Below are 15,578 nucleotides of genomic sequence, written 5' to 3'. Positions count from 1 at the left end.
GGTCCTGCGGTCGTCCTCAGCCGGCGGGGGCCAGCACGATGGTGAACACGGTCGCCCGGTTGCTGGGGGTCGGGACCGTCGCGGTGAGCCCGCCGACCGGCCCGGCCGCCACCGAGCCGCCGCTGTCGGCGACCAGGGTGGCGATGTCGCCTGCCCCCACGCCGGCAACGTTGCTGCGCTCGGACGCGCCCGCCGGCGGTGACCACTGCCGCGCCTCGGCCTGCTTGTCCGACCACACCGACAGCACCCAGCTGCCCTCGGCCGCCGTGGCCTGCGGCGTGGTGTGCGCCGTCCCGGCACCGTCCTCGGCGCCGGTCACCGAGGCGATCGGCCCGGCGGCCGCGGTGCCCGAGTAGGCCAGCAACTGGAGGGTCAGCTTGGCCGTCCCGCTCAGCGTCACCGTCACCGTCGAGCCGGCGTCGCCGGCTCCGGCCACCCGGGAGAACACCTGGGTGGTCGGGTTCAGCCCGGCCGCCGTCACGGACGCGGCCTGGGTGAACCCGGCCGGCACCGTCCCGGTGACCGTCGAGTTGGTCGACAGCACGAGCACCAGGCCGTCACCGGGCCGCACCGACTCCGGCACGGGGACCGTCGCCTGGGTCACCACCCGAGCGGCGGTGCCGGCGCTGCCGCGCAGGCCGATGCCCTCGGCTGCCGGCGGCGGGGCGGCCGCGACCGGCACCGTGGAGGTGACGCTCGCGGTCGCGCCGTCGTCGTCGGTGACGGTCAGGGTGACCACGAAGTCACCGGCTGCCGTGTACGAGTGCTCCGGCTTCGGGCCGGTGGCGGTCTGCCGGTCACCGAAGTCCCACGCGTACGACACGACCGTGCCGTCGGCGTCGGTGGAGGCGGTCCCGTCGAAGGAGCAGACCAGCTCGGCGCACGAGGAGGTGATCACCGCCTCGGGTGCCGCGTTGGCCGGCGGGGCCGTCCCGTCGCCGCCGGTCGTCCCGTCGCCGCCGGTCGTGCCGTCCCCGCCCGTCGTGCCGTCCCCGCCGGTCGGCTCGTCACCGCCGGTCGGCGCGTCGGCCGGGGCCAGGAGCAGGGTGGCCACCGTCGCCTGGGCGCTGCCCGCGGGCACCGTGGCGGTCAGCCCACCCACCGGCCCGGCCGGCATCGCCGCACCCGAGTCGGCCAGCAGCGTGGCGACGTCACCCCGGCCGGCGCCCGGACGGCTGTCCCGCACCGTCACCCCGGCCGGCGCGGTCCAGCTGCGCGCGGCTCCCTGCTTGTCCGACCAGACCGACACCACCCAGCTGCGGGCCGCGGCGTCGACCGACGGCGTGGTGTGCGCGGTGCCGCCCAGGTCGACCCGGCCGGTCACCGAGACCACCGGGTCGGTGGCGGACGTGCCCGAGTAGGCCGACAGCTGCAGCGTGGCCTTGGCGTAGGCGCTCAGCCGCACCGTCACCCGGCTGCTCGCGTCGGCGGCCGTGGCCACCTTGGAGTAGACGCGGGTGGTCAGCTGCCCGGCGGCCTGGGTGTCCTCGAGCGTCCAGCCCGCCGGGGTGGTGGCCGCCACGGCCGCGTTCTGCGACAGCACGAGCACCAGCGCGTCCCCGGCCTGCACCTCGCTCGGCACGGTGACCACCGGCAGGGTGGTCGCCGACGTGGTCGCCCGCGTGGCGCTGCCGCGGAAGGCGATCCCGGTGGCGTCGGCCGGCGGGGCGACGACCGTCACGTCGAGCGTGTACTGCGCCGTCGCGCCGTCGTCGTCGGTGACCGTCAGCCGCACCGTCCGGGCGCCGGCCGCCGCGTAGACCCGGCTCGCGATGGCGCCGGTGGCGACGGTGCCGTCCCCGAAGTCCCAGGAGTAGGAGGCCACGCGCCCGTCGGGGTCGGTGGAGCCCCGGCCGTCGAGGGTGCAGACGAGGTCCAGGCAGGACGCCGCGGCGGTGGCCACCGGCGCCTGGTTGGGCGGTGCACCGAGGAACACCGCCCGGGCCCGCCAGTCGCGGCCGTCCCGCGCCGGGCCGCTGACCAGGGTCGCGGTGCCGCTGGGCGCGCCGCCGACGAAGGCCGTGCGGCGCAGGTCACCGGTGCGGACGTTGGCGACGTAGAGCACGTCCCCGGAGAGGATCAGCCCGCCGGTGTCGGCGAACCCGGAGGCGGCCGCGACGTACTCGGCCTCGGACACCACGCCGCTGTCGACGGAGAAGTACCGGTAGAACAGCTGCGTCGACCCCGAGCGGGTGTAGTAGAGCCGCCCGTCGCGGTAGGCCATCGCCGTCACGGTGGACAGCTGGCTGTGGAAGGTCGGCACGACCCCGCGGTAGGAGACGTACGTGCCGTCGGGCCGGCGCGTGTTGATCGTGCTCCAGTAGGGGTCGTTGTACGGGTCGACCTGCGTGGCCGGGCCGAACGTCTTCCCGTCGGAGCTGCGCTTGAACAGGACGTACCTGCCGGCGCTGTCGGGGTAGCCGTAGTAGACCGTCGAGCCGACGCGGAAGGCCCCCCGCGCCCTGCTCCAGGCGGTGCCCGAGGTCAGGCTGACCGTGTCCGGCCCCGCCGTGGTGCCGTCGAAGGACCGGCTGCGGACGTCGTCGACGTTCACCCCGGGCGAGCTGCTGGTCCGACCCGCCAGGACGACCCCCGACGGGAGCTCCCCGGTCTCCTCGGCGGGCAGCACCGAGCCGCCGGCGAGGGGGAAGAAGCCCAGCCGTGGGCGCTTGTGGGTGTAGTTGCCGAAGTACTCGGTGTCCATGCCCACGTAGAGGCCGGACGGCGTCGCCAGCAGCGCCTCGACGCCGAAGCCCCGCGGGTTGCGGCCGGGGTTCCAGGCCAGCGGCAGGCCGGTCCGCGGGTCGAGGGCGGCGATGCCCGGCCGCGGCACCGCGCCGGGCCCGGCGGCGTCGACGCCTCGCGGGTTGTTCAGCCACCGCTGGTGGCCCCCGACGTAGACGGCCGCGTCCGTGACGGCGACCGAGAGCAGCGTGTCCCCGCCGGTGTAGGCCACCCAGGCCGGCCGCACGTCGTCCCCGCTGGCGGCCGTCTCCCACCGGGTGGCGGTGTCGCACAGGGTGTTGGGGGTGGACCCGCCGCCGGTGTTGACGACGGTGAAGAACGAGCCGTCGGGGGAGAACTGGACGTCCCGCACGTAGGAGTCGAACTTGTCCGGGACGCAGATCGGCTCGAAGACGCGGGTCCGCCAGGCGGGGTCGACCTCGGCGCCGCCCGGCTGGAGCAGGATCGACACCACCTGGTCGCGCAGGAGGCCGTCTGCGCGCTTGAAGTTGCCGAGGGCGACCAGCCGGGACCCGTCGGGCGAGATGTCGAGGGCCTTCACGCCGACCGAGCCGCGGGCCGTGCCCGTGGGCCACGAGTGGTTGATGGTGACGTCGACGCCCAGGTACTCGTCGAGGGCGCCGGTGGTGGCGTCCAGCGTCGCCAGCCCCCCGTGGGGGGTGGTGTCCATGGTGTTGAAGAAGCCGCCGACGAACAGCCGGCCCCCCGAGAGCGCGAGCGCGTTGACCGCGCCGTTGCCGGCGGGCGCACGGAACGCGGTCGGCTGCCCGGTGGCCAGGGAGACCTGCGCGACGTTGCGGGCCTTCTGCCCGTTGACGGTGCGGAACGAGCCACCCAGGTAGACCGTGCCGTCCGCCCCGGCGGCGAGGGCGCGGACCACGCCGTCCACCTGGGGGGCGAAGGACCGGTCGAGGACCCCGGTGGCCGCGTGGAAGGCGAACACGTACGGCTGCGCCCACTCCGCACCACCCACGGCGTCCCGCACCCGGGTGAACGACCCCGCGACCACGATGCGGTCGCCCACCTGCTCGAAGTCGAGCACGGTGTTGTCGAGCACCTGCGGTGTGGTGGTCGACGGCACCGCCGCCACCACGGCCCCCTGCGACTGCGCCGCCGATGCCGTGCCCGTGCCCTGCACGAGGGAGGCGAGCACGGCGCTGACCACGACCGCGCACGCCAGCCTCAAGAACCTGACCATGTCCCCCGTACGTCCCTCCGCGAGGAGGGGCTCCCCCGTGTCGTCGAGCCCCCAGTTCGACGCGAGAGTCACAGAGAGTGGTCGTCGCGGTCCATGCTCGCGTGTCGTAACCGCTCGATCGGGTGGGAGCCGACGCCGTGGCCGCCCGACCGTCACGGTGTGTCACCGCGGAGCCGCGGGGTCCTCCCGGCACGGGCGGGATCGCCGCCCCCGGAACCCCGGGCGTCAGGCCGGGCAGCCGCCGGCCGCCACCTCGCGCCAGGCCGCGAGGGAGGCCGCGTCCCGCATGCGCCAGTCACCGTTCGGGCCGCTGCCCTGCCAGTAGAGCCAGACGTCGATGCGGGGGTGGCGGGCGATCCAGGCGGCGTCCCGACGGATGGCCGCCGCCCTCGCCCGCTCCAGCTCCGGCCGTGTCGTCTCCCCCGGCCGGACGGCGTACTGCCCGTACTCGACGATCAGCAGGGGGAGGTCGGTCGGCGCCATCTGCTCGTACCAGTGCAGGAACGACGGGTCGGCGGTCATGGGTTCGGGCCGGATGCCGTACCAGTCCAGGCCGACGAAGTCCGCGGCGTCGGCCCCGGGCCACCAGGACGCCGGGTCCCCGACGTAGTGGTCGGGCTGCGCCGGGTCCCACCAGTACGCCATGTACACCGGTCCCCAGCGGATGGTGGGGTTGGCCGCCTTGACGACGGAGTACAGGTGGCGGTGCAGCGCCACGAAGTCGGCGGCCGCCATGTCGTTCTCGGGCTCGTGGACGGCGGTGGCGTGCACGCCGGTCCCGGGCACGCTGCGCGCCCAGGCGGCGACCCGGTCGTCGTAGCGACCCTCCGCCGCGCCGCGGACGTCACCCCCCGGTGGCTTCCAGGAGACGAAGGACCGCACGCCCGCCGCCCGGTCCCCGGCGGCGGCCGAGGTGGCGAAGGACGCGGGCAACTGCCCGTCGAAGCTGCGGCGCACGGTCAGCGGGCCCATCAGCCGACCGGCGTCCCGGAACGCGCGCTGCGGGTCGCCTCCCTCGGGCGGCGCGACGTAGGCGCCGACGGCCAGGCAGTCCTCGGCGGGGGCGGGCCGCTGGGCGCTCACTGCACTCCCACCCGGCAGGAGGGCGAGGAGGAGCGCCACCAGCAGCGACAGCCGACGGCGTCCCGCGCTGCCCAGAGCCGCCACCCCCTCCGTGCCCGCCCGGCTCGTCCGTCGTCCGGGCCGCAGCAGGCTAGCCGCCGCCGGGCCGGAGCCGGCCGGCCGCGACCGGTCCCGCCCCGTACGGGTGAGGGCGAGGCCAGGAGCAGGTGGGACCCGCGGCCGCCGTCCGTAGGGTCGGCCGGCACCCGACACCGTCGGGTGGAGATCCCGGGGGAACGCATGGACCTGCAGTTCACGCTCATCGTGGCCGGCTTGCTGATCGGCGTCGTCGTCGGCATGACGGGGATGGGGGGCGGCGCGCTGATGACGCCGGTGCTCGTCCTCTTCTTCAACGTGCCGCCCGTGGCGGCGGTGTCCAGCGACCTCGTCGTGTCCGCCGTCATGAAGCCGGTGGGGGCCGGCGTCCACCTGAGGCGGGGCACCGTGGACCTGCGGCTGGTGGGCCTGCTCTGCCTCGGCTCGGTGCCGGCGGCGTTCTGCGGGGTCCTGGTCATCCGGGCGCTCGGGTCGTCGGCGGCCGTCCAGGACGGGACGAAGACAGCGCTCGGGATCGCCCTCCTCCTGGCCGCGATCGGGCTCATCGTGCGCGCCTACCAGGCGCTGGTGGCGCGCGGCCGGCGCGCCGCCGAGCGGGCGACCCGGCGGGCCGGGGAGGTGGTCGCCCCGCCGACGGAACCGCTCGCGGGCCCGCTGCGGCTGCGCCCGGTCCCCACCGTGCTGGTGGGCGTGGTCGGTGGCCTGGTGGTGGGCATGACGTCGGTGGGGTCCGGCTCGCTGATCATCATCGCCCTGCTGGTGCTCTACCCCCGCCTGTCCGCGGCCGGCCTGGTCGGCACGGACCTGGTGCAGGCCGTGCCGCTGGTGGCGTCCGCGGCGCTGGGTCACCTCTTGTTCGGCGACTTCCGCCTGGACCTCACCGCCTCGCTCCTGGTGGGCTGCCTGCCGGGGGTGTACCTGGGCGCGCGGCTGTCCTCCCGGGCTCCGGGCGGCCTGGTCCGCCGGGCGCTGGCCCTGGTCCTGCTCGCCTCGGGGCTCAAGCTGCTCGAGCTCCCGGACCTGGCGATGGTGGGCACGCTCGGGACGGTGGTGGTGATCGGCCCGCTGCTGTGGATGCTCGCCCGGAACCGGCACGGCCTGCCCGCCCGCGCCCGCATCCTGGCCCAGGCCCGGGAGCGGCGGCGCGCGGACTCCTCGGGCGCGGTGGGTGTCCCCTCCCGGTCGACACCGGTGACGGCGGCACCCCGCGGCTGACCTGGGGCTTCCCGCCCCCGGCGACAGGGGCTACGGTTCCGGGCGGCCGGCGCGGACCGTCGCCCCGGACCCCCCGGGGCCCGCACGGCCACCGCTGCGTCCCGGTCGTGCCACCCGGCACGCCCGGGAGCCGGTGACCAGCACCGTCCGGTGGTGGCCGTCCGGCCGGGGTACCGCACCCTCGACGCGCTCTGGGCTCCTTCCCGGCCTCGGCCCGACCCGTACCCGGGCAGCGGTCCTGGATGAAGGAGTCCTCCTCGATGCCTCCGGCGCGTCCCCGCCCGCCCGCCGCCGTCCCCCGGCTCCTCCGGGCCCATCCCCGACGGCGGGTGCTGTCCGCGGGAACGGCGCTCGCCACGACCCTGGGCGTGCTGCTGTGCGGTGCCCCGTCCGCCTCCGCCGCGACCCCCATCCACCTCGGCGCGGTGGGCCAGGTGGCAGAACTGTCCCGCCAGATCGGCGCCCCGCTGGCCGTGCACTCCTACTCCTGGTTCCACAAGCCCGTGCCCGAGGGGCGGATGATCAGCGTCCGCGCCGAGGCTCCCTGGCGCGAGGTGGCCGCGGCCGGCCCCGGGTCGCCGCTGCACGCCGACATGGTCCGCTGGGCGCGGACGCTCCGGGACCGGCCGGGGCCGGTCCTGGTCGCCTACCACCACGAGCCCGAGGCCCGCGCCAGCAGCGGCTACGGAGACGCCGACCAGTTCGTCGCCGCGTTCCGCCGCGTCGTCGACGTCTTCCGGGCGGAGGGGGTCACCAACGTCCGGTTCACCTGGCAGATGACGGCCTCCGCGTTCACCGCCCCGCCGGGGGACCGGCGCTCCGCCGCGGCCTGGTACCCGGGCGACGCCTGGGTCGACGACGTGGGCGCCGACGCCTACAACTGGGCCGAGTGCGGCGAGGGCCGCGGGCGCTGGGTCGAGCTGAGCACGCTGATCGACCCGGTGCTGGCGTTCGCGCGGGCGCACGGCAAGCAGGCCTCGTTGCCCGAGTTCGGCGCCGACCCCGACCCCCGGCGCGGGCAGTGGCTGGCCAACGCGCACGCGTACCTGGTGGCCAACAGGGACGTGGTGTCGGCCGCCTTCTACTTCAACCGCGGTCCGACCAACCCCGCCAACCAGGACTGCTCCTGGACGCTGACCCAGCGCGCCGAGTTTGACGCCTACGGCGCCATGGCCCGCGACCTGACCCACTTCACCGCCTGACACCCCTCCCCCCGCGGGCCCCCGACCGGCCGGTCGGGGGCCCGCGCCGTCCCGCGCGCGGCCTCGCGTCGGGACGGCTCCGTCCTCCCCCGTCCGGGTGGCGCCACCTGCCCGCAGGGTGCCCCTGCCCGGTCCGTGGGTGCTGCACTCACCCCTGCCGGGCCCGCTCGAGCGCGGGCCTGCGCACGAGCCGCCGCGCCGCGAGATGACGGCGGCGGCCACGAGCGAGGGGGAACGGGACCTGATGCCGAGCGAGAACGCCGCCGGTGCGATGCACCTGAGCGACTACGCGGTGATGCTGCGCCGACAGTGGGCGGTCGTGGCGGCCCTCACCGTCCTCGGGGCCCTGCTCGCCGGTGGCTACCTCCTCGTCGCCCCGCGCTCGTACACGTCGCACACCAACGTCCTGGTCACCGCGACCACGCCCGGCGCCGACACGTCGAGCCGCCAGTCGGGGATCAACCTGGACACCGAGGCCCAGCTGGTGATCGCGACACAGACCGTCACCACCGCCGCCGACCTGCTCGACCTGCCGGCCGAGGAGGTGGCCGACCTCGCCGACCGGGTGACCGTCACCGTCCCGCCGAACACCGAGATCCTCACCATCTCGTTCGTGGCCCCCACCGCCCAGGGAGCCCAGGAGGGTGCCGAGGCCTTCGCCCGCGCCTACCTGGAGACCCGGCGGTCCGCCGCGGCGGAGGGCCAGGAGACGGACGTCCAGGCGCTGCAGGCGCGGATCGACGCCCTGACCGCCGAGCTGCAGGAGGTCGTGTCGGCCGGCGCGGCGCTGCCGGCCGACAGCCCGCAGCGGGCACGCACCGACGAGCGCGTCGCCGCCCTGAACACGCAGCTGGCCGACCTGGGCAGCCAGCAGCGCCAGGTGCGGGCCACCCCGATCACCCCCGGCCGGGTGATCACCCAGGCGGCGCTGCCGCTGTCGCCGAGCAGCCCCGACCTGCCGCTGACCGTCGTCGCCGGCACGCTCCTCGGCCTGCTGTCCGGCCTCGGCATCGGCGCGCTGCGCCACCGCGCCGACGACCGGATCCGCACGGCCGAGGACCTGCGGCGGCGCACCGGCGTCCCGACCGCCGCGGTGCTCCCCGGGGAGCTGCGCGAGGCCGAGGTGGTGCTGGCGCCCCCGGTGGGCGCCGACGGCCGGGCCTACGTCCGGCTGCGCAACCTGGTGACCGCCGGCCTGGAGCGCTCTGCCCGCCGGGTGGTCCTGGTCGCCGGCGTGCGCGGGGGCGGCGCCACCGTCGCGGCCAACCTCGCGGCCTCCCTCGCCCGGGGCGGCGAGGACGTCGTCCTGGTCTGCGCCGACGTCCACGGCACCACGGCCGGCGACCTGCTCGGCGACTCCCCGTCGACCGGCCTGGTCGACGTGCTGGCCGGGCGGCAGGAGCTCGACGCCGTGCTGCGGCCGCTGCCCGGGCTGCCCGCGGTGCGGGTGCTCGGCCCCGGCGGCGACCCCCACCGCGTGGAGCCCCTGCTGCAGGCCCGCCGACTGCGCGTCCTGGTCGACCGCCTCCTGGGGACGGCGTCGGTCGTCGTCATCGCGGCGCCGGCCACGACGCAGAGCCTCGAGGCCCAGACCCTGGCTCCGGTCGCCGAGGCCGCCCTCCTGGTCGTCGAGCCGGAGGTCACCGTCACGCGCGAGGTGACCGATGCGCTCGACTGTCTCGAGGCCGTGCACCGGCCGGTCCTGGGCGCCGTGCTCACCGGGCGCGCCGCCCGCGGCGGGGCTCGCCGGGCGCGGCAGGCCGCAGCTCCGGAGCGCGGCGCCCGGGCGGACGGGCGCGTGCCCGCCGGGGCCGGCCGGGCCGCGGCCCCCGCACGGCCGGGCCCGCGCGACTCCGCCCTGCGATGAGCCCCGCCGCACTGGCGGAGGCCGCGGCCGCGGGGGGGACCGCGGCCCTCGTCCCCGGGTCGGCACCGCGACGCCGCCGACCCGGCTGGCCGCTGTCCGCGCTGCTGCTGCTCTACCCGCTGTGGTGGGCCCTGGGGCTGGGCACGCTGATCGTCTTCGTGCTCGCCGTCCCGATGGCCGTGCACCTGTGGCGGCGGCGGCCGGTGCTCGTCCCCCCGGGCTTCGGCCTGTGGCTGCTGTTCCTGCTGTGGGTCGCCACGAGCACGGTGATGCTGGGCGTCAACCCGCCGGGGACCCTGCCCGGGGCGGCCTACGAGCGGGTCGTCTCGGTCGCGTTCAACCTCGCGGGCTACCTGGTGGTCGCCGTCGCGCTGCTGTACGCCGGCAACCTGACCGAGGAGGAGCACCCCCGCGCCCGGCTGGTCCGCGAGCTCGGGTTCCTCTTCGCGGTCGTGGTCGCCGGCGGCCTGCTCGGCACCTTCGCCCCGACCTTCGAGTTCACCTCGCCGGTGGAGTGGGTCCTGCCGCGGGCCGCGGCGGAGAACCCCTTCGTCCAGAACCTCGTGCACCCCACCGCCGCCCAGCTGCAGCAGGTGCTCGGCTACGTGTCCGGCCGCCCGGCCGCGCCCTTCGGCTACACCAACATCTGGGGCTACGTCTTCACCCTGCTGCTCGGCTTCTTCGCGGTCAGCTGGCTGGCCCGCCCCGGCGTCCGCCGGCTCGCCGGGCTGGCCGTCCTGGCCCTGGGGGTCGTGCCGGTCGTGTACTCCCTCAACCGGGGCGTGTGGATCGGGCTCGGCGTGACCGTGCTGGTCACCGTCGCCTGGCTAGCGCGCAACGGCCACCTGGCCGGTCTCGTCGCACTCCTCGTGGGGCTGGCGGTGGCGGCCGTCCTGGTGGTCGCCTCGCCACTGACCGGCGTGGTGGCCGGGCGGCTGGACAACCCGCACAGCGACGGGATCCGGGCGTTCACCATCGAGCGGACCCTCGAGGTGACCGAGCACTCCCCGGTGCTGGGGTTCGGCTCCACCCGGCGGGCGCTGGGGAGCAGCAACTCCATCGCCGTCGGCCGGAACGCGGAGTGCGGCAACTGCGGGAACGCCACGCTGGGCAGCACCGGCCAGCTGTGGCTGCTGCTCATCGCGCAGGGCGTCGTGGGGGCGGCGCTGTACGTCGGCTTCCACCTGCGGGTCCTGTGGGCGTTCCGCCGCGACCGCAGCGCCGTCGGGTGGGCCGCGACGCTGGCGGTCGTGCTGCCGCTGCTCTACATGTTCCTGTACAACGCGCTGGTCGTGCCGTTGCTGGTCACCTTCCTCGGCATCGCCCTGCTGTGGCGCAACGACCAGGTCCGCCGGGCCGCCGGCACACCTGCACCGCAGGCCGCGGGCGCCGCGCGGACGGAGGGCGGTCGGTGACCGACGACCGGGTCGCCCTGCTGGGCGACGTCGCCGCCACCCTGTGGCCGGCGCCGCACGAGGTCTCCGTGGAGCGGGCGGCCCGCGGTCGGCCGACCCTCGGCGAGGAGTTCCTGCTGCTGCCCAGTCGCAGCCGCCCGCGCCTGCTGGCCCCCGTCGGACGGCGGGCGGCGGCCGCGGCGGTCCGCCAGCACGGGCAGGGCGGACCCGCGCGGGTCCGGCTGGCCGCGTCCGCGCTGGCCCTCGGCCTCCGGGTCGGCCTGGCGCCGCTGGTGGCCCGCGACCGCCTGCTCGTCCGGACGCCCGCCTCCGCGTCCGCCGGGGAGTCGCTGCCGGCGTACCTGGGCGAGGTCCTGGGCTGCGACCTGACCGTCGGCATGGCGATCACCCCGCCGCGGGCCAACCGCAAGCCGGTGCTGCAGTTGCTCGACCCCGACGGGCGGACCCTGGCCTACGCCAAGCTGGCGGTCGACGACCTCACCGACGCGCTGGTGCGCACGGAGGCGGCCGCCCTCGACGAGCTGGCCGGCGCCGACACCCGGGTCGTCCACGTGCCCGGCGTACTCCACCTCGGCACCTGGCGGGGACGGTCCCTGCTGGTCCAGTCGGCCCTGCCGGTGGAGTCCGGCCGCCGCCCGCTCACCGCCGCACGGCTGGTCGAGGCCGTGGGCGAGGTCGCCGCGATCGGCCGTCGGGACGGCGTCCCGCTGGCCCGTTCGGCCTTCCGGCAGGAGCTCACCGCCCGGCTGCACCGGCTGCCGCCGGGCGGAGCGGCGGCGCGCCTGGCCGAGGTGGTGCGGCGGCTGGACGGCGGAACGGGTGACGTGCGGCTGTCGGTCGGCGCCGCGCACGGCGACTGGACGCCGTGGAACACCGCCGCCGTGGCGGACCGGCTGCTGGTGTGGGACTGGGAGCGGTTCCGGCACGGGATCCCGGTCGGCTTCGACCTGCTCCACCACGGCCTGCAGACCGACCTGGTCCCGCGCGGCGGCGACCCGGCGACCTCGGCCCGGCGGATGATCGCGGAGGCCGCCGGGCGGCTGCGACCGCTCGGGGTGCCGGCGCGTGCCGCGCTGGTCACCGCGCTGCTGTACGGCGTCGACCTCGCCGTGCGCTACCTGACCGACCGCCAGCAGGAGGCCGGTGCACGACTCGGGGACGTCGGCGCGTGGCTGGTGCCCGCGCTGAGCGACGGCGTCTCGCTTCTGGAGGGGGAATACGCATGACCAACCCGTTGCGACGCTCGGTCACCGCCCAGCGCACGGCTCGGGCGGTCGCCCGGACCGCCGGCCGGCTGACCAGCAGCGCCCGCATGACGCCGGGCTTCCTCATCATCGGGGGGCAGCGGTGCGGGACCACGTCGATGTACCGCACCCTGCGCCAGCACCCGGCCGTCCTGCCCCCGGTGCTGCACAAGGGCGTGCACTACTTCGACACCGCGTACTCCCGGGGCATGGGCTGGTACCGCGGCCACTTCCCGCTGGAGGCGACCGCCGCCCGGGTCGCGCGGCGGACGGGGATCCGGCCGGTCACCTTCGAGTCCAGCCCCTACTACATGTTCCACCCGCTGGCCGCTGAGCGGATCGCGCGCGACCTGCCGGGGGTGAAGGTCGTCGTGTTGCTGCGCGACCCGGTGGAGCGGGCCTACTCCGCCCATGCCCACGAGCTGGCGCGCGGCTTCGAGACCGAGGACTTCGCGACGGCGCTGGCGCTGGAGGAGTCGCGGCTGGCCGGCGAGGCGGAGCGGATCGCGGCCGACCCGGACTACACCAGCCACAGCCACCAGCACCACGGCTACCTGCAGCGCGGCCACTACGCCGAGCACCTGGAGCGGCTCGAGGCGGTCTTCGGCCGCGAGCGGATGCACGTGGTGGACAGCCACCGGTTCTTCACCGAGCCGGAGGGGGTCTACGACGGTGTGCTGCAGTTCCTGGGCCTGCCGCACGCCGGCTACCCCGTCTTCGAGCGGCACAACGCCCGGCCGCGCTCGCCCATGCCCGAGGACCTGCGGGCCCGGCTGGAGGAGCACTTCGCCGCGCACGACGAGCGGCTCGCGGCCTGGCTGGGCGGGCCGGTCAGCTGGGGTGGGCGTGACCTCTCCGCTCGCTGAGGCGCCGCCGGCGCAGGGGTCCCCGGCCTCCGGGGCGGTACCCGCCGAGCGCCACGGGCTGGCCGGCCTCGCCCGCCGGAGCCTGCTCAGCCTGGCCGGCTCCGCCGTGTCGGCGGTGGCCGGTGTGCTGCTGGTGGTGGCGGTCACCCGTGTCCTCCCGAAGGACGTCGCGGGGACGTTCTTCACGCTGACGTCGCTGTTCCTCCTCGCCGAGGTCGTCGCCCGCCTCGGCACCGGTACCGGCCTCGTGTGGGCGGTGTCCCGGGCCCGGGCGCTCGGGGCACCGGAGCGGGTCCCGGACCTGCTGCGGGTGGCCCTGACCCCGGTCGTGGCGCTCAGCGTGGTCCTGGCCCTCGGGTTGTCCCTGGCCGCGGAGCCGCTGGCCCGCCTGCTCGGCACGGGGTCCCCCGGCTCGGCCGTCGACGCGGTCCGCGTGCTGGCCCTGCTGCTGCCGCTGACGACGGTCTCGGACACCCTGGTCGCCGGCACCCGCGGCTACGGCACGATCCTGCCCACCGTGGCCCTCGACCGGGTGGGCCGGCCGACGCTGCAGCTGGCCGCCGTCACGGTCGCGGCGGCGGCCGGCGGCTCGGTGGCGGCCCTGACGACCGCCTGGGCGGCCCCCTGGGTGGTGTCGGCCGTGTTCGCCGGCTGGTGGTTGGCGCGGCTGCACCGGCGCACCGCTCCGGCCGCGCTCCCGGCCGGGGCCCGGCCGTGGCGGGAGTTCTGGTCCTTCACCGCGCCCCGGGCCCTCACCAGCGTGGTCCAGCTCGCCCTGCAGCGGCTGGACATCGTGCTGCTGAGCGTGCTGGCGGGGCCCGCGGAGGCGGCCGTCTACACGGCCGCCACGCGGTTCCTGGTGGCCGGCCAGTTCGCCAACCAGGCGATCGCCGGCGTCGTGGAGCCCCGCCTGGGCCGGCTGCTCACCCTCGGCGACCGGGCGTCGGCCGCCGCCGTGTACCGGACGGCGACGGGCTGGCTGGTGCTGCTGTGCTGGCCGCTCTACCTGCTGGTCGCCGCCCACGCCGACGGTTTCCTCGACCTGTTCGGCAGCGGCTACGACGCCGGGGTGTCCGTGATCGTGGTGCTCGCCGGCACGATGCTGGTGGCCTCGGCCGTCGGCACCGTCGACGTGGTGCTGCTCATGGCCGGCCGCACCCGCTGGAACCTGGGCAACTCGCTGACCGCGCTGGTCGTCAACGTCGTGGTCGACGTGCTGCTCATCCCGCCCCTGGGGCTACTCGGGGCCGCCATCGGCTGGGCGGCGGCCATCCTGGTCAACAACCTGCTCCCGCTGGCGCAGGTGTGGCACGGCCTGCGGCTGCACCCGTTCGGCGCCGGCACCGGAGTCGCGGTGGCCCTGTCCACCGCCTGCTTCGGGCTGCTCCCGCTGCTCGCCCGCGCGGCCCCCGGCGGCGGAGCGACCACGGCCGCGGCCACGGCCCTGGGCGTCGTGCTCTTCGCCGCCGGCTGCTGGCGGTGGCGCGCCGTGCTCGCCCTCGACGCCCTGCGCGGGCAGCGGCCCGCCCGCCGCGGCCTGCCCACCCCGACCCCGTGCGACCCAGGAAGGTGACTCCCGTGGACCACCCGTCCCCCGCTCCCCGTCCCGCCTCCGGCGGCCTGCTGGTGACCGGTCTGCCGCGCAGCGGCACGAGCTGGGTCGGCAAGATGCTCGAGGCCTCCGGCGAGGTGGTGTACGTCAACGAGCCGCTGAACCCGCGCCACCCGCCCGGGCACTCCCCGGGCGTCCTCGACGCCCCGGTGACCCACCGCTTCGAGTACATCAGCGCCGAGGACGACGACCCGTGGCGCCGGGCGTTCACCGACACGCTCGCGCTGCGCTACCGGCTGGGAGCCGAGCTGCGCCGCAACCGGTCGGCCTACGACCTGGCGCGGGCGGCCAAGTACGGCACCTCCTTCACGCTCGGGCGGCTGCGCGGCCGGCGGGCGATGCTCGACGATCCGTTCGCCGTCTTCTCCACCGGCTGGCTGGTCGAGGAGATGGGGTGCCAGGCCGTCGTGCTGGTGCGCGACCCGGTGGCCTTCGTCGGCAGCTGGCGGGCCCTGGGCTGGCGGATCCACTTCCACGAGCTGCTCGAGCAGCCCCGGCTGGTGCGCGACCACCTGGCTCCCTACGTCGACCGGATGCGGGCGCTGGTCGGCTCACCGGACTGGCTGGCCCGCAGCGCGCTGCTGTGGGAGGCCACCTACGACGTCGTCGACCGGGCCTTCGCCGACCTGCCGGGTGTGCGGTTGGTCAGCTACGAGTCCCTGGTGGCGGACCCGGCAGCGGGGTTCGCCGACCTGTACGGGTCGCTCGGCCTGACCTGGTCCGACCGGGCCGCCGGCCGGGTGCGGGCGGCCACCACGGAGAAGGCCGGTGCGGCCGACGGGGCGATGCGCTGGTCGCTGCGCGGGGGGCTGTCCCGCACCGCCTACCGGCCGATGGGCGCGACGACGGCGCTGTCGACCTACCGGCAGCGGCTGTCGGAGGCCGAGGTGGCCCGGGTGCGGGAGCTCACCGCCCCCGTGGCGGCCCGGATTGCGGCGCGGGTCGAGCCGGCCTCGACGCGCGCGGCCGGGTGAGCGTCGTGCACCCTCACCCGTTGGGGGTGACGCAGGGTCACCGAGCGGCTCCGAGCTGGGA

At 76.4% G+C, this 15,578-nt stretch carries 10 protein-coding genes; 8 read left to right on the top strand and 2 right to left on the bottom strand.

Features of this window, described 5'->3' with window-relative positions; genetic code table 11:
* Positions 1–16: 16 nt before the first annotated feature.
* Positions 17–3,943, bottom strand: coding sequence for a PKD domain-containing protein (locus tag ACU610_RS24075; protein WP_446770212.1), 3,927 nt, complete (start codon positions 3,941–3,943; stop codon positions 17–19).
* Positions 3,944–4,168: 225 nt separating this feature from the next.
* On the bottom strand, positions 4,169–5,110 hold the full coding sequence (locus ACU610_RS24070) for a hypothetical protein (RefSeq protein ID WP_446770211.1): 942 nt from the start codon (positions 5,108–5,110) through the stop codon (positions 4,169–4,171).
* Positions 5,111–5,305: 195 nt separating this feature from the next.
* Between ACU610_RS24070 and ACU610_RS24065 the strand changes: the two genes are divergently transcribed.
* The 8 genes from ACU610_RS24065 to ACU610_RS24030 all read left to right on the top strand — a co-directional run bounded on the left by ACU610_RS24065 (position 5,306) and on the right by ACU610_RS24030 (position 15,517).
* Positions 5,306–6,337, top strand: coding sequence for a sulfite exporter TauE/SafE family protein (locus tag ACU610_RS24065; RefSeq protein ID WP_446770210.1), 1,032 nt, complete (start codon positions 5,306–5,308; stop codon positions 6,335–6,337).
* A 260-nt stretch (positions 6,338–6,597) separates the two neighbouring features.
* Positions 6,598–7,539: a glycosyl hydrolase gene (locus ACU610_RS24060; protein ID WP_446770209.1), complete on the top strand. Its 942-nt coding sequence runs from the start codon at positions 6,598–6,600 to the stop codon at positions 7,537–7,539.
* A gap of 139 nt (positions 7,540–7,678) precedes the next feature.
* On the top strand, positions 7,679–9,406 hold the full coding sequence (locus ACU610_RS24055; RefSeq protein WP_446770208.1) for a Wzz/FepE/Etk N-terminal domain-containing protein: 1,728 nt from the start codon (positions 7,679–7,681) through the stop codon (positions 9,404–9,406).
* Positions 9,403–10,821: an O-antigen ligase family protein gene (locus tag ACU610_RS24050; RefSeq protein WP_446770207.1), complete on the top strand. Its 1,419-nt coding sequence runs from the start codon at positions 9,403–9,405 to the stop codon at positions 10,819–10,821. Before ACU610_RS24055 ends, ACU610_RS24050 begins: the two co-directional genes overlap by 4 nt.
* Positions 10,818–12,047: a hypothetical protein gene (locus ACU610_RS24045; RefSeq protein WP_446770206.1), complete on the top strand. Its 1,230-nt coding sequence runs from the start codon at positions 10,818–10,820 to the stop codon at positions 12,045–12,047. Before ACU610_RS24050 ends, ACU610_RS24045 begins: the two co-directional genes overlap by 4 nt.
* On the top strand, positions 12,044–12,931 hold the full coding sequence (locus ACU610_RS24040) for a sulfotransferase domain-containing protein (protein ID WP_446770205.1): 888 nt from the start codon (positions 12,044–12,046) through the stop codon (positions 12,929–12,931). The genes ACU610_RS24045 and ACU610_RS24040 overlap by 4 nt, the downstream gene beginning before the upstream one ends.
* Positions 12,912–14,504, top strand: coding sequence for a lipopolysaccharide biosynthesis protein (locus ACU610_RS24035; RefSeq protein ID WP_446770204.1), 1,593 nt, complete (start codon positions 12,912–12,914; stop codon positions 14,502–14,504). Before ACU610_RS24040 ends, ACU610_RS24035 begins: the two co-directional genes overlap by 20 nt.
* A 5-nt stretch (positions 14,505–14,509) precedes the next feature.
* Positions 14,510–15,517, top strand: coding sequence for a sulfotransferase (locus tag ACU610_RS24030; RefSeq protein ID WP_446770203.1), 1,008 nt, complete (start codon positions 14,510–14,512; stop codon positions 15,515–15,517).
* The last annotated feature ends 61 nt before the right edge of the window (positions 15,518–15,578 follow it).

It is taken from the genome of Geodermatophilus sp. URMC 61 (assembly GCF_052931555.1).
Note: the sequence above shows the minus strand (reverse complement) of the source record. Positions and strands in the feature narration are given on the sequence as shown.

Coding starts and splice junctions, on each gene's coding strand:
- ACU610_RS24075 (WP_446770212.1), bottom strand. CDS start 3,943: ATGGTCAGGTTCTTGAGGCTGGCGTGCGCGGTCGTGGTCAGCGCCGTG.
- ACU610_RS24065 (WP_446770210.1), top strand. CDS start 5,306: ATGGACCTGCAGTTCACGCTCATCGTGGCCGGCTTGCTGATCGGCGTC.
- ACU610_RS24060 (WP_446770209.1), top strand. CDS start 6,598: ATGCCTCCGGCGCGTCCCCGCCCGCCCGCCGCCGTCCCCCGGCTCCTC.
- ACU610_RS24050 (WP_446770207.1), top strand. CDS start 9,403: ATGAGCCCCGCCGCACTGGCGGAGGCCGCGGCCGCGGGGGGGACCGCG.
- ACU610_RS24040 (WP_446770205.1), top strand. CDS start 12,044: ATGACCAACCCGTTGCGACGCTCGGTCACCGCCCAGCGCACGGCTCGG.